Annotated in this window: 18 protein-coding genes; 9 read left to right on the plus strand and 9 right to left on the minus strand. The window is 32.1% G+C overall.

Annotated features, from left to right (window positions below; genetic code table 11):
- Both FJOH_RS27335 and FJOH_RS04785 read right to left on the minus strand, forming a co-directional pair.
- Complete coding sequence (locus FJOH_RS27335; RefSeq protein WP_262410492.1) at positions 1-123, minus strand: hypothetical protein; 123 nt, start codon at positions 121-123, stop codon at positions 1-3.
- Positions 116-1,051 (minus strand): IS1595 family transposase, encoded by a 936-nt coding sequence (locus FJOH_RS04785; protein ID WP_012023006.1) that lies wholly within the window; start codon positions 1,049-1,051, stop codon positions 116-118. The genes FJOH_RS27335 and FJOH_RS04785 overlap by 8 nt, the downstream gene beginning before the upstream one ends.
- 92 nt (positions 1,052-1,143) lie before the next feature.
- Between FJOH_RS04785 and FJOH_RS04790 the strand changes: the two genes are divergently transcribed.
- The 7 genes from FJOH_RS04790 (at position 1,144) to FJOH_RS04825 (ending at position 5,467) form a co-directional block, all read left to right on the plus strand.
- Positions 1,144-1,356, plus strand: coding sequence for a hypothetical protein (locus FJOH_RS04790; RefSeq protein WP_044047498.1), 213 nt, complete (start codon positions 1,144-1,146; stop codon positions 1,354-1,356).
- Between the two features lie 506 nt (positions 1,357-1,862).
- Entirely contained in the window at positions 1,863-2,927 is a 1,065-nt protein-coding gene (locus tag FJOH_RS04800) for an ImmA/IrrE family metallo-endopeptidase (protein ID WP_159436626.1), read from the plus strand.
- Positions 2,928-3,008: 81 nt separating this feature from the next.
- Positions 3,009-3,479 (plus strand): Panacea domain-containing protein, encoded by a 471-nt coding sequence (locus tag FJOH_RS04805; RefSeq protein WP_012023008.1) that lies wholly within the window; start codon positions 3,009-3,011, stop codon positions 3,477-3,479.
- Entirely contained in the window at positions 3,479-4,231 is a 753-nt protein-coding gene (locus FJOH_RS04810) for a hypothetical protein (RefSeq protein WP_012023009.1), read from the plus strand. Before FJOH_RS04805 ends, FJOH_RS04810 begins: the two co-directional genes overlap by 1 nt.
- Before the next feature lie 21 nt (positions 4,232-4,252).
- Complete coding sequence (locus tag FJOH_RS04815; protein ID WP_044047503.1) at positions 4,253-4,459, plus strand: hypothetical protein; 207 nt, start codon at positions 4,253-4,255, stop codon at positions 4,457-4,459.
- Between the two features lie 102 nt (positions 4,460-4,561).
- The gene (locus FJOH_RS04820; protein ID WP_012023010.1) at positions 4,562-5,212 is read left to right on the plus strand and encodes a hypothetical protein; all 651 of its coding nucleotides are present in this window, start codon (positions 4,562-4,564) and stop codon (positions 5,210-5,212) included.
- A gap of 27 nt (positions 5,213-5,239) precedes the next feature.
- Entirely contained in the window at positions 5,240-5,467 is a 228-nt protein-coding gene (locus FJOH_RS04825) for a hypothetical protein (protein WP_044047504.1), read from the plus strand.
- A 265-nt stretch (positions 5,468-5,732) separates the two neighbouring features.
- Here FJOH_RS04825 and FJOH_RS04830 read toward each other — a convergent pair whose 3' ends face one another.
- The 7 genes from FJOH_RS04830 to FJOH_RS04860 form a co-directional block, all read right to left on the minus strand.
- Positions 5,733-6,143, minus strand: coding sequence for a BrxA/BrxB family bacilliredoxin (locus FJOH_RS04830; protein WP_012023011.1), 411 nt, complete (start codon positions 6,141-6,143; stop codon positions 5,733-5,735).
- Positions 6,144-6,282: 139 nt separating this feature from the next.
- A complete protein-coding gene (locus FJOH_RS04835) occupies positions 6,283-6,714 on the minus strand; it encodes an ArsR/SmtB family transcription factor (RefSeq protein ID WP_012023012.1) in 432 nt (143 codons plus the stop codon).
- Positions 6,715-6,876: 162 nt separating this feature from the next.
- On the minus strand, positions 6,877-8,046 hold the full coding sequence (locus FJOH_RS04840) for a lycopene cyclase family protein (protein ID WP_012023013.1): 1,170 nt from the start codon (positions 8,044-8,046) through the stop codon (positions 6,877-6,879).
- 19 nt (positions 8,047-8,065) lie between these two features.
- Positions 8,066-8,530 carry a thioredoxin family protein gene (locus FJOH_RS04845; RefSeq protein WP_012023014.1) on the minus strand — a complete coding sequence of 155 codons (465 nt, stop codon included), beginning with the start codon at positions 8,528-8,530 and terminating at the stop codon, positions 8,066-8,068.
- Positions 8,531-8,694: 164 nt separating this feature from the next.
- Positions 8,695-10,947, minus strand: a complete 2,253-nt coding sequence (locus FJOH_RS04850) for a TonB-dependent receptor (protein WP_012023015.1) — start codon at positions 10,945-10,947, stop codon at positions 8,695-8,697.
- A 196-nt stretch (positions 10,948-11,143) separates the two neighbouring features.
- Positions 11,144-12,049 carry an NAD(P)/FAD-dependent oxidoreductase gene (locus tag FJOH_RS04855; RefSeq protein WP_012023016.1) on the minus strand — a complete coding sequence of 302 codons (906 nt, stop codon included), beginning with the start codon at positions 12,047-12,049 and terminating at the stop codon, positions 11,144-11,146.
- A gap of 11 nt (positions 12,050-12,060) precedes the next feature.
- On the minus strand, positions 12,061-12,414 hold the full coding sequence (locus FJOH_RS04860; protein ID WP_012023017.1) for a MerC domain-containing protein: 354 nt from the start codon (positions 12,412-12,414) through the stop codon (positions 12,061-12,063).
- 95 nt (positions 12,415-12,509) lie between these two features.
- On the opposite strand from FJOH_RS04860, the gene FJOH_RS04865 reads away from it, so the two are divergent.
- Both FJOH_RS04865 and FJOH_RS04870 read left to right on the plus strand, forming a co-directional pair.
- Positions 12,510-12,902 carry a Fur family transcriptional regulator gene (locus FJOH_RS04865; RefSeq protein ID WP_012023018.1) on the plus strand — a complete coding sequence of 131 codons (393 nt, stop codon included), beginning with the start codon at positions 12,510-12,512 and terminating at the stop codon, positions 12,900-12,902.
- Positions 12,903-12,976: 74 nt separating this feature from the next.
- On the plus strand, positions 12,977-14,845 hold the full coding sequence (locus FJOH_RS04870) for an Nramp family divalent metal transporter (RefSeq protein ID WP_012023019.1): 1,869 nt from the start codon (positions 12,977-12,979) through the stop codon (positions 14,843-14,845).
- Positions 14,846-14,904: the final 59 nt, after the last annotated feature.

Genomic DNA, 14,904 nt, shown 5'->3' on the forward strand with positions numbered 1-14,904 from the left:
TTATTTAATAGGCTTTGTAGGCTTATTTACTAAGGAAGAAAGTACATCTTTAAATTTCGGATTCTTTTCAGGAATCCTAAGATCTTCTTTTGGTTTTTCTATTTCTTTCTCTTTTTTAGCCATGGACGAGCGTTTTGTAATCTAATCTTTTGTTTACTGCGTTTGTCAAAGCTACGTCAAATTTTGATGCATCCGAAATTTTTCTGTTATTATATCGAAAGCTAAATTCATTTACATATCGAAATAAGTGTTTTGAACTTATTTGATGATAAATTCCAATAATACCTCTCTTTAATATCGCCCAGAATCCTTCAATATTATTAGTATGGGCAAGTCCTTTTACATATTCAGCTGTATTGTGCTTCACGAAATCATGAATGAAGTCTTTAGCTAATGATCTGTATGGTCTGTACTCATCAGTGTAAACAGTACTGCCTCTTTCAATTTTATCAAGCAATATAGGAAGGATCGTAGTTCTTTTTGTATCTAGAACAGGTGAAGCATAAACATTTCCATTACGATTTAAAATACCTAATATTGCTGTTTTGGTTTTAGTACTTCTACCTTGTGTTCCAGGTGTTCTTTTATGAGCATGCTTATTACTTTCTTTACCACCTATGTATGTTTCATCAATTTCTACTTCATCAGAAAACATTTCAGCATTTTGATTATATGCTTCCCTAACCCTATGAAGCATAAACCAAGCTGTTTTTTGAGTTACTTTAAGATCACGTGATAACTGATGTGAAGAAATACCTTTCTTATGTGCTGTAATAATATATACAGCAATAAACCACTTTCGTAAAGAGATTTTTGTATCATGGAAAATTGTACCGACTTTAACACCAAATTGTTTTTTACATCCATAACATTTTAAGCGTTTGGTAGTTCCGTTTAATACTTTAACCTTTTCGCTTTCGCAATAAGGGCAAGTAGGCTTTCCATTCCATCTTATTGTTGCAAGATATTCTTCACATACTTCTTCAGTAGTGAAATGATCCATTAACTCAAATAAACTATCAAAATCTCTTAAATCTTTTACTTTACTCATTTGGCTGATATTTTTACATTGCAAATATATACGTTTTATTTTGCATTTACCAGTAATTTGCAAATAAATACGGAATATTTTATATTTGCACCATGAATAAAGATGTCAAATATTTATATATAGTCATAAAAGAGAATAAAGTTGTATGCTTTGATACAAATTTGAAGAATTTTGTAGAAAAATTTCTTCTCATAGAAGAAGAAGCAAGAAACTATGACTATTTTTATAGGAAGTTTAAAGTAGATGATTATTTTGAATATAAAACAAAAAACGGAAAAAGTTTTATGATGCAAAAAATGCACTAATCATTTATAGTAAAGCATACCTTTAAACAGGTATTAATACTCTTGTGAGGGAAATGTTTGTATTTTAAATTTGGCATTTTTCATATACACATGATTATAAATTTTGAAAATAACAAGGATTGTAATTGCTACAGGGATTTAGTATTGAATCCAGCTGATAGACAATCAATGAAGAATTTTGGCAGAAGATTTGATTCAAAATTGATGAGTGCTGCTGTGAAAGTGCACAACAAATTATTAAGTGCACCCAATGCTAGTATCTATAATTTAACTGTTTCTAACGACAACAAAATACAGTTGAAATCCGGAACACCCGATAAGGAATCTTTAATATTAAAAGTCAGAGTTCAAGATGCATACAGAAAATTTTTTAATTTCTACGTGTCGGACTCAACTGGTGTTGAAACATTTTGTCTTACAAAAGATTGGACAGGACAATTTGATCAAATATCTAAGATATATGTTCATGATGTTAACAAACATGATTACAAAAAGTGATGGAAATAATGAATAAAGTAGAGGTGCTAAACCCTATGACATATTTCAATACCGTAGCAATGGAAATACAAGATATATGTATTGCTAATGATTTTGATTTTGTGCACATTTCTGATGCAATGGGATGGACTACTTCCAATTTAACAGCAATTGAAAAACTGAATAAAAAAGAAATTGGAAACATTTGTAGTGTTTTACAAAAAAGAGAATTGATCGAATATTTAATTTCATTTCAAAAAAATTATAACGAATCAAAGAAGAAAGCATTAGTAGACTACAAAGAAAATATAAGTATATACAAAAAGGTTAAAAGAATAGATGGCTTACTAAAAGGAGAGTTTACTTCAAGTATTGATCTTTTGGGCGATATTTCGGACTTTTTGGGCATAGAAAATGAAAAAAATATATTTGAAGAAGTTCAGAAAAATATCGCCTTATATAGAATTTCTAATTTTGTACCAGACAATCTAAACCTATATGCTTGGTTAAAAAGAGGCGAATTAGACTTTTATAAACTAGATTTGCCGGATTATAGTGAAGAATTATTTTTGGATTGGATTAATTCAAATGTTTGGAAAAAACAATTAAGTAATGCAAATTACTTTTTAAGTATACCAAATATATTAAGAGAGTTTGGTGTTGGTCTTGTTTATACACCTTATTTGGAAAAAACAGTACACGGTGCGGTAAGATGGTTTGACGGAAAACCTTTAGTTCAAATATCTGACAAAGGAAAGTGTTTAGCTACTGCATGGTATACATTATTCCATGAATTTGGGCATGTCATTAAGCATAGAAATGATGAAATTTTTGAAGGAAATTTAGATCTTCCGAAATCTAAAATAAATAAAAAGGAACAAGAGGCTAATTCTTTTGCATACGAATATCTGTTCAATGGGGATGGATTAAGGAAATGGTTATTCGGACAAAGAAACCAGTTTGTAGATTACTCATTTGTAGATAATACAGCCGCTAAATTTAATGTGCCAAAAATATTTGTTGCCTACTGGATGAAAAAAGCATTCATAAAAACGAAAGCTGTGAATGATAATTTACCGAATGTATCATTTTAAGAATTAGTTATTTAATATATAAGGAAAGTTAAATGAAAAAAGTCATATTAACTAAAAATTGATTTTAAAAAATATACTACTATGATAACTATACATCAAGCCTGTGACTATATAATTTTCAGATTAAAAAGTGAAGAAAGTGGTTCTTTAAATCATTTAAAACTTCAAAAGCTATTATACTATGTTCAATCATGGCATCTTGCTTTTTATGGCACTCGTTTTTTCGATGGTAAGTTTCAAGCATGGATTCATGGTCCAGTTAACAGAGCCATATATGATAGATTTAAAGATACTAAATATATGTATTCCACAATTGATTTAGACGATCTTTCAGACACTGAAATTACTACAAAATTACCGCTCGAAGTGAAAGAGCACATAGACGTTGTTTTAGAAACGTATGCTGGCTTTTCAGATACAGATCTTGAAAGCAAAACACATCAGGAAGAGCCATGGATAAATGCTAGAAAGGGATTCAAACCCTCAGAAAGATGTGAAGTTGAGTTAGATGAAAAAATCATGGAATCATATTTTAAATCTCGATTAAATTAATGCCGCGTAAAAATGATGATAAAGGCAAAAAACGTTTAGTTCCAATTGAGCCAGCATCTGAGCATTCACGTTTATTGCCAAAAGATAATTCAAGCGTTAGTAAATTATATTGGTCATTTGGTTTTAAATTCTATAAGCAGATAGATAAATTTGGTTTTAGCAATATTAGAATGGAATGGTTTTCATCAGTATTGGAAAGACTGCGACAAACCTCTAAAATGGAATACACAGGAATGTCAGAAGTTCTTGAAGGTGGCTATAGGTATCATATAATAAATTGGGAATCAAAGAAATGCCCACTTACCAGAACGGAATTTGACTGGATAGATCCGGTTTACTTAAAGAATGAAATTGAATATCCTTTTTGTCAATTCCATATATCCAAGGCTACAGGACGAATAATTGGTTTCTGGGATGAAAATAATGTTTTTCAGATAATATTACTTGATCCATTACATAATTTACAGCCCTCAGCTAAAGTACAATATGAGATAAGAGACACTTTTCCAGTCATGAGTGAGTATGATTCATTGTGGTTAGATTTACATAACATAATGGATAAATCCTGCAACCATGACGATTGTTCAACATTGAAGCAATTACGAGATTTGCCAACTGGAATTACTAATTCTAACATCATAATGGCACACCTTGATGATTCTTATTTTGAAGAATATTCCAAAATTTCTAAAGGAAAGACTATTAGGCAAATTTTAGAAGCTGGAATATTACATTATAGTGAAAATCCGTGATTACATCTAAAATTTTCTATTATGAAAAATAAACTAATTTCATTACTACAAAAATTACTTATGGAAACAAACCATATAGATATGATTGGTATAAAAGTCTCTATATTGGAAAGCAAAGCATTTTTAGCTAATCCTAGGACAATTGGTGAAATTAGAAATATTTTGGATAATGTAAACGCATATATTGAATTACCTAATGATGCAAATAAAATAAAAATTGAAAGTTAATTGAACGCATAAATTAGAAATATTAAAAATCCATTACTAGGTGTTTTTTTTTATTTAAACCTTCTTCATGTATTTTAATATCTTAGTATAAAGAAAACAAACATGGAAAAAAGTAGATTTGAACATAATTTCATAGAAAAATTGAATAAAAATTATCCAAAATTTTCTAAATATTTCGAATTTAGATTAGAAGTATTTTGTGAATTCAATACTCTAATTTATGAGATAAATAAATGTTTAATTCTTGAACTTGATAGAGCAGCCATTACCCTAACAAATCATATGTTAGAGCGTCTTTTAAAACTTACATTGATTTATAATGATGTTGGAATAGGGCCAATAGAAATTGATAAATGGTCAGAAGCTTTTGAAGAACCCAATACAAATTTTGGAACTATTGATTTGGGTAATTCAATTGAACGATGCAAGAAATTTGGACTGATTTCAGATACTGAAAAAATATATTTGTTTGATACTATTCGTGTATTAATGAGAAATGGATTTTCGCATGCTGATTCAAGTAATATACTTGCCAGTTTACCTGATGAAACAATAATGTTTCAAGGAAGTCTCCTTAATCCAAATGCAGGATTAAAAGAAGTTTCCATAAATCAAAAAATTATGCCGACTTTCCAAGCTTTACAAATGGAAGATTTTGCTAAAAACAGTTCTCATCCTTACTTTGATTTTGTCTTCAATTTAATATTTAAAATTGAAAACCGACTAAAAGATAAGTTCCAAACTACAGAATAACTATCTTATTTTAAAAATTTGCTAAATATGGATTGGAATGTTTACCCTCAAAATATACCTCATACTTCAAGGACATATCTTGTCTCAATAAAAAGACCTTATGAAAACGGCGACTTTACATTTAACTACATAGCTTATTACAATGCCGATACTAACCATTGGCATAAATGTGATGGTTTTGATGATGATAGCATTAAAGATATTATAACAGAAGAAGTTACTGCATGGCAGAATGTCCTGCCATTTTTATCTTAATTTCAATATTGAGCAAAACAAAATTTATATATATAAGAAGGTAAATAAGAATATTAGGTTACACACGTATATCACTCCCTTTTTTAATTATCTAATGATGTCAAACGTTCCTATGGAACGTAAAACATTTCTACAATATAATTTTCTATCGACGGGATGTTCCTACGGAACAAAATATAGAACGAAAAAGGGCTGTTTCAAAATTGAAACAGCCCTTTTTCTAAACTTTGTATCTCTGTAACTTTGTTACTTTGAACCTATTAAATTAACAAAACTCGTTAAACGCATCTTGCAAATTCTCAGCGATCATTTCAGCTGGACGTCCTTCGATATGATGACGCTCTAACATGTGAACCAATTCTCCGTTTTTGAACAAAGCCATAGATGGCGATGATGGAGGAAAAGGAAACATGTGTTGTCTTGCAGCATCAACCGCTTCTTTGTCAACACCAGCGAAAACTGTAATTAGGTGATCTGGTTTTTTAGCCCCTTGTAAACTCATTTTTGCTCCCGGACGTGCATTTCTAGCAGCACAACCGCAAACAGAGTTTACAACAACTAAAGTGGTACCTTCAGCTTTGATAGCATTCTCAACAGCTTCAGCACTATGTAAATCTTGAAAACCTGCAGCTGTTAATTCAGCTTCCATTGGTTTTACCATGTCTAGTGGATACATATTTTTATTTTTTAAAATTTTACTTTTGATCTGCAAAGTTACAAAGTTTACTCGCAACTAGTTAATTTGAAGTATAAAGTTTTGTTATAGTTCAATATTAAAATTTAAATCAAAAGAAAATTATTACGCCGCAAACAATCTAAAGTGTATCATCTTTTATTTTCTTATGAGGAAATTCATAATTGTACTGCTTCAAATGGCTGTTTCTTCCTTTTACCTTATGTCTGGTTTTTAAAACGGTAGATTTATCCTGTTCAGAAATATCAATTGTTGAAATGAAATTGGCAAAAAACTTTTTAAGTATTTGTATCTTATCTACTTCGATAGAGTAGATTATTTTTTTCCCTTTATTTTTTATATTTACCAGATTTGCTTTTTTTAATTCCAGCAAATGTTTAGAAATTGTTGATTGTGCAAATGGCAGTAGTTCGACAATTTCACCACAAGTTCTATTGTTTTTTTTCCATAAAAGAGTCATAATATGAATTCTAGTCGAATGCCCCAGTGCTTTACAAATTTCACCAATTACTTCTGTTTCTTTATCAAATTTTATTTTTTTACGATTTCCCATTAATTCGTTATCGTTAATAACCGATTATATAAGGCAAATCTAAATGTTATCCTATTTTTATTACCTCCCCAAAAAGTTATTAAAACCAAAAAATAAGACATTTTTTCATCCTTTAGCTCTTTCCTTTAATTAGGAATCTAAAAGACTTCTTAAACAAAAAAATTATTTTAAAGCCACACGAAACAATGCTTTAATAAAAGGCAGTTTGGGACATTTCAAAATTACTTTAAGATCTTCTGCCAGGTTTGTTTCTTCGTCAAGAAATTTAAAGATCAAAGCAGGATTTCCTTTTTTGAATAAAGATGAAAAAACTGTACTTCCTAATTCATTATGACGATAAAGGATATCTAAAAGAAGTAAATCATAAAACCAGAATCGGCTTTTTTTATGAAATGCTTTCATACTGAGCGGAGCCGAAGTATTATTTTGAAGAAATTCCACTAATTCCGATGATTTTTTATCCGAGTTTTTAAACGTATAACCTGTGCTGGCTTTTGTCCATCCGCCCGCGGTGCCAATATTTAAAACCCGTTTGGTATTCTTTTTCCAAAAAGGGTAACAGGTCATGGGAATACTTCCCTGCTCCTTTTCTATAATTTCAAATTTATTAATTCCGAGTTTTTTCAAATACAGTTGAATCTCCTTTTCATATTCTTCTGCAGTAAGCAGTTTTTCTGAAAACAGTGTATATTCAACCAATGCTTCGGTTTTCGAAGCTGGCAAAACATACATAAATCTTGTATTCCCTTTCTGCTCTACCGAAAAATCCATGAAAGTTGCCTCATCCGGATTAAAAACTTCTGATTCTGATTTTACAAACCAGCCCGTAAAATGCTGGTGCAAAACAGGATATTTCGTTTGGCTTTCGGCGAAAGCCTTAGTATATATGCTGTTGAATAAATAATCGCAGGTATATCGATTCTCTTCAGTTCCAACAAAAACATGTGTTTCGAGTTCGTTGATATCCGTTACTTTTTCATTTAAAAAAGTAATATTCGATTGATTTGAAATGGCTTCGAAAACAAAATTATAAAAATCTAATCCGCTGATTTTATTATATGTGTAAGGCTTCAAATCCAAATTGCATTTAAAATTTTCATTGGCAAACAAGGCCGAATCCCATTTTTTTGAAACAACCGGATTCCATACACTTTCTGTTTTTTCCCAAAAACACCAGGTTCTGTCATTTGTTTTCTTCAAATCCTGATCCAGCAGCAGAATAGTTTTATCTGTGAATTTTCCAGATAAAACCATTTTGTAAATGGTCATTAAAGATGCAAGACCTGTTCCAGTAAAGATATAATTGAAATGTTTAATTTGCGAAGAGTTCATTCTCAAAAATAAGAAAAATTTATTCTTGTAGTTTTTCTAAAAGTACTTTAAAATCTTTAGATGATAAATAGTTTGAATATTGAAAGACAATCTCATTTTTCTCATTCAAAACACACAAAACCGGATATGCAATTTGATTGTCTTGAGTTCCCAATTGCAAAGCCAGTTCATGAATACCGACATTATTTCCAGAAGGCTGATATTTAAAAGTTTGATTATTAAACGTAATATCTCGTTTTTCTTCGGCATTGAAACTAATGAAATAGAAATCAGAGTTTAATTTTTCGATGATTTCTTGGTTTTTGAAGGTCGCTGTTTTCATTCTTTGGCAAAACTGACACCAGTTGGTATGAATGAAAACAATGGTTTTTCGTTTTTGAATTTGCTGTAAACTGTCTATTTCTTCAAAAGAATTGTTTTTCAGCTGACAGAAACCCGTTGCTGAAATCCCGAAGAAGAAGATTAATAGAAATAGCTTTTTCATTTTGATTTTAGTTGTGTTATTGTTTTAACACATAGAAACATAGATTTTTTTCTATTTTAAAGATTACAAAGAAGCTCGCTTCTACACATAGCAACTATGTGAATTAATGCAAGTGAAACGCCTTTAAACACAAAGTTAAACTATGTTTCTATGTGTTTAAACAGTTATCTCAAAGTATATCGCAATCCCAAAAATCCTCGAATAGTCTGGTTTTGCCCATAAACATAAGTGGTATCAAACGTCAAACCATACGGATTATCAGGAGTAACCAATACTTTTCCTGCTGAATCGTATTGCACATTTTTATCAAACGGGTCATTGGTTCTCGAAATTAAAAAGGGATTATTTTGTTTTGGCGTAAAGTTCAATAAGTTTTTAACTCCGCCATAAACTTCAAAATCTTTCCATCCCGAATAGGTAAACTGAATGTTTTGAATACTATACCAAGGTGATTTTGGACTTCTTGGATCTGTTTCACTTAACAAAGGAAGTTTCATTGGACTGTAAACATTTCCTGTATAATCTATTGATAAATCCCAAGGCTGAATTTTATATGAAATGCTCCACGTTCCTGTAAAATTCTCAGTCAAATAAGGTCTTTCTGAAATTCCGTTTTCGACATTTTTATTATCTAAAACCGTTGCTCCCACAATAAATTTTAATCCCGATGGAAAATTAAGATCAATATTCGTGCTGATTCCCTGACTTAAAGCGTAACCGTCAATATTATTGTAAATGATTTCGTTTGGATTTGTTTCATAATCTGAAATAATCTTGTTGCTGAATCTGGTATAAAAAGCTGTTGTTTCAATTCCCATAAATGTTCCATTTCCAAAGTTGATCTTCTGAATATAATTCAAATTCACGTTTACTGATTTCTCTGGTTTCAAGTCATTTTTAATAACAACATCTCTCGAACCTGTTAAAGCGGCATGATCTTCGGTAAATAGATTCACAACCCGAAATCCTGTTCCTGCATTTAATCTAAAAATTGTGTTTTCGTCTGCTTTAAACCGATAAGCAAATCTTGGTGTAAATATCGACCCGTGAATCGAGTTATAATCGTATCTCGCTCCCAGCAAAACCTGACTTTTGGGAGAAAATGTAATTTCGTCCTGAACAAAAATTCCGGGTAGCCAGGTATTTTCAGCCTCTTTAGTTGCTGGTGTATTATCGTCATAATACGTATATCGGCTTGCAATTCCCGCCAGCAGATCGTTTCGTCCAATTTTTTTATCCCACGTTAATTGCACAAATCCAATTTTCTGATTGGCAATATATGATGTCGTTCCGTATCGGCTGTCCTGATAATGAACATTTCCGGAGAACGAAAACATTAGTTTTTCTTCAAAAGGTAATTGGTAGCTTCCAATTAATTCGGCTCTTTTGGTATAAATACTTTCGCCGTAGATTTCGTCACCGCCTCGGTATTTCTTTTCCCAGCGAATGTCTCCTCCCCATCGGTCTTCGTACATTCCGCGTGCTGCAATGGTAAAAAGGCGATTATGATTTCGCTTAAAACTCCATTTATTAAAAACCGAAATTCGTTCAGAAAGCGTGACATCAGTAAAATTATCTTTGTCTTTATCGATAACCTGATCGTAGTTAAAATAATTAATTCCGATAAGTGAAACTGCTTTTTTACCTGCATTAAACTTCATTCCCAAGTCAAGATTACTTTCAAAATAAGAAGTCGTAAAATAATCCGCAGAAAAAGCCGGAGCATTGGTTGGATTTTTAGTAATAATATTAATCAAACCGCCAACTGCCTCACTTCCGTAAAGAGACGAAGCGGGACCTTTTACAATTTCAATTCTTTCAACCAATGAATTTGGAATTCCAGACAAACCGTAAACCGTCGAAAGACTGCTTACAATTGGCATTCCGTCGATCATTACCAAAGTATATGGACCTTCTAATCCGTTTATATGAATATCTCCCGTATTACAGACACCGCAATTCAATTGCGGACGAACGCCATTTATGTTCTGGAGCGCATCATAAATACTTGGGGTTGGGTTTTTCTTGAAAAAAACCGGAGAATACACCTCAACAGGAACAGCACTTTCTAATCGTTTTACAGGTTTTAAAGTTCCCGAAACTACAACTTCGTTCAATTCGTTTTGATCTTCTTCTAATTCAAAATCTAAATTCAAATCCTGATTTTCTAAAAGGGATATTCTTTGAACTATAGGTTTGAATCCTGTAGAGGTCACTTGTATTTTATAGGTTCCTTTTGGAATATTTAGAAACTGATAAATTCCTAAAGAATCGGTTTTTGTTTTAAAGTTTGTATTTAACAAACTAATATTAATTCCCTGCACAACAGGACTATTTGTGATTATTTTTCCTGATATATTTTGAGAATATATACATTTAGATGTTATTATTAATATTGTCAAAAATAAATATTTCATTGTTTTAAAATTAATTTTAGACAAAACTAAAAATTAAATTTGACATACACTTATCCCGAAACATGTTTTTTAAAACATTTCATTTTCAATCCGTTAAAAATGTTGTGCAAATTTGAATAGCGTCCAGCAAAAGTTAGGGCTGTGCAATTCTTTCAATAAAACCCGACAGGTTTTAAAAACCTGTCGGGTTTATAGCTCAAAAATCTTCATCAATAAGTTCTTTGTTAATCACCGCTCCCGCAAAAGAACCTGTAGAAACGGCAATAGCAACAGATCGCATTGGTGTTGTACAATCTCCACTTGCAAAAATTCCAGAGATATTTGTCTTTTGCATTGCATCAACTTTTAATAAGCCCTGTTCGTTAAGATCGCAGCCTAAAGTTTCAGGAATTGCGCAATGCTGTTCAAAAGGCGGTCTGGCATAAATAGCCTTTATTTCAACTTTATCCTGATTTTTGAAAACAATATTTTGAACATAACCTTCTTGATTTTCAAAAGATTCAATTTGTTCTTCAAAAATCTGAACGTCATGATTTTTAAGAATCTGAGTTTGTTCAGAAGTTAGCTCTGATTTTCCATTGGTACATAAGCGGAGATCTTTTGTCCAGTTCGAAATCAATTTGGCATATTCAAACCCCATTTCACCATTGGCAATAATCGCCGTTTTTTCATTTTTAACTTCATAACCATGACAATACGGACAATGTAATACTGAAATTCCCCAACATTCTGCAAAACCATTAATTTCCGGAAGCAAATCTTTAACTCCTGTCGCAAATAATACTTTTCTCGAAGTAAAAACATCGCCTGACTTGGTTATAATTTCGAAACCTTTATCTGTTTTAAATGCCTTTACTGCAAGTCCGTTAAAAAATTGAACTGTTTTATAAATCTCAACCTGTAATTTGGCTTTCGCCGAAATAACAGCAGGCTTTTCACCGTCTTGTGTAATAAAATTATGAGAATGCGGTGTCTGCTTGTTACAAGGCAGACCGCTGTCGATAACTAAAACCTGACGCAGAGAACGTCCTAAACTCATAGCGGCAGATAATCCGCTGTAACTTCCGCCAATTATAATAACGTCAAAATCATTTCGTTTCATAACTAATACTTTTAATGTTTTTGTTTTCTGTGAAATTTGTAATTAATCAAATGCCCTGTAATCATTCCAATTCCTCCAAAATATATTAAATCCAGATGTATCTCTAAGAAAATATCTGTCAAAATACTAATCCAGATTAGACACATTGAAACAATCAAAATTGAAGAAACCAAAAGATTTGATTTTTTCGTAATTTTGAGAATTGCAAATAAGCCTATCGAAGCAAATACTAAATCGATAATTGGATTATGACTTATGCCCAATGGAAGGATGGTTAAAATTGGAAAAATCAAACAATGGATCAAACAAATTGAGGCGCTTGAAATTCCTAAAATATCGTAAAAGGATGAGGTAGTTTTCTTCATTTCTCGTACATTTGCTTAATGCAATTTTGTTGCAAATATACACAATAAATTCAATTGCAACATTGTTGCTTTAATTTTTTAATACAAAAAACAAAATGAAAGCCACGCGTAACACCACAGCAAAGACAGCCGTTTTAGAGGTTTTTGAAAAATCTAAAACTGCACTGTCTCACACCGAAATTCAAAAACAATTGAACGATGTCTGCGACCGCGTCACAATTTATAGAATATTAGATCGTTTGGTAAATGAAGATGTAATTCATAAAATATCCAATTTAGACGGAACAGTAAAATATGCAAAATGCAATCATTCGCATCAGCGTGTGCACATACATAATCATGCACATTTCAGCTGTGAAAACTGTCATGAAATTACCTGTCTGGAAACTGTAAAACCAAGCTATATTATGCCGCACAATTATAAAGTAAACGAGATCAACTTTACACTTTCAGGATTGTGCCCAAAATGTTTAAATTCTAACATTTAACTTTTAGGCTCGTCTAAAAATATTGTTCAGCGAATGTAATTTTTACATATATTTGTTAAAACAATACTTTTACAATGACTAAATCTTTAGAAGAAGTAAACCAATCGGTTGCTACAGAACATAAAAAAACAGGATTCAGGAAAATATTAGCCTTTTTAGGCCCGGCATATTTAGTCAGCGTTGGATATATGGATCCCGGAAACTGGGCAACAGATATTGCAGGCGGAAGCCAGTTTGGCTATACCCTTGTCTGGGTTTTACTTATGAGTAACTTAATGGCGCTGCTTTTGCAGAGTTTAAGTGCACGTCTTGGAATTGTTACGCAGCGTGACCTCGCTCAAGCTTCAAGAGAAACGTATTCAAAATACATTAACTACATTTTATATTTTCTGGCAGAGATAGCTATTGCCGCCTGCGATTTGGCAGAAGTTCTGGGAATGGCAATTGGAATCAATCTTTTATTTGGAATTCCGCTTCTTGAGGGTGTTTTAATTACTGTTCTGGATACTTTCCTTCTTTTATTTTTGATTAACAAGGGAATTCGAAAAATGGAAGCGTTTATAATTGCTTTGGTTGCAATTATTGGGTTTTCATTTATTTTTGAAATGATTTTTGCTGAACCTGAAATTCACAAGATCATTGGCGGACTTGTGCCTTCTATTCCAAATTCGGCTGCTTTATATATTGCAATCGGAATTATTGGTGCAACGGTAATGCCTCATAATCTTTATCTGCATTCTTCTTTGGTGCAAACCAGAAAATTTGACCGAACCCCTGCCGGAATCAAACAAGCTTTGAAATACAATCTTATTGACTCAACAATTGCTCTTAATCTCGCATTTTTTGTAAATGCTGCGATATTGATTCTGGCTGCTGCTACTTTTCATAAAAATGGAATGTTTGAGGTTGCCGAAATTCAGGATGCGCATCAGTTTTTAGAGCCTTTACTGGGAACTAAATGGGCGCCGATTTTATTTGCCGTTGCCTTAATTGCCGCAGGGCAAAGTTCAACAGTTACAGGAACTTTGGCCGGACAAATTGTAATGGAAGGTTATCTCCATTTTAGAATACAGCCATGGGTCCGCAGAATCATTACACGTTTAATTGCTATTGTTCCGGCCTTAATTGTGATTTACATTTATGGTGAAGATATAACCGGGAAATTATTAATCTTAAGTCAGGTAATTTTGAGCCTTCAATTGGGATTTGCTATTATTCCGCTGATTCACTTTGTGAGCGACAAATCGAAAATGAATGGTTTTCATATTTCTAAAACTACTCAGGTGGTATCGTGGATTATTGCTTCAATCATTGTTTCATTGAATGCAAAATTAGTTTATGACGAAATCACTTCATGGCTCGAAACTTCTAATAATCCAGCCTTGTTATGGTTTACTGTTGTTCCGCTGGCTTTTGGATTTTCGGCATTATTGCTGTATATTATTTTTAAACCGTTTATTGCTAAATTCAAAGCAAAAACGATCAATCATTCTCCGCATAACCTGAAACTTCATTTTTCTCAAAAGAAAACTCAGGAAGTTAAAAACATTGCGGTTTCTGTAGATTTTTCTCATGCCGATGAAGCTGCACTTAACCATGCCTTCGAGTTGGGCGGAATGGATGCAAAATATACATTAATCCATATTGTTGAAACAGTAGGTGCTTTAGTGTATGGCACTCATGTTCACGATCATGAAACTACTATCGACGAAAAATTATTATTAGGATACAAAGAAATGCTTTCAGAAAAAGGATTCAATATTGAAACTGAACTTGGTTTTGGAAAACCAGCTAAGATAATTCCGGAAATCATAAACAATGGACTTTTCGATATTCTGGTAATGGGAACCCACGGCCACACTGGACTAAAAGATATTCTTTTCGGTACAACGGTAGATAAATTGAGACATAAAATTTCTATACCTTTGTTGATTGTTAAATAAACAAGGCTCAAAGGTTCAGAGTTACAAAGGAACAAAGGTTTTCGACTTTGAACCTTTGA

It is taken from the genome of Flavobacterium johnsoniae UW101 (assembly GCF_000016645.1).
Classification (GTDB): Bacteria; Bacteroidota; Bacteroidia; order Flavobacteriales; family Flavobacteriaceae; genus Flavobacterium; species Flavobacterium johnsoniae.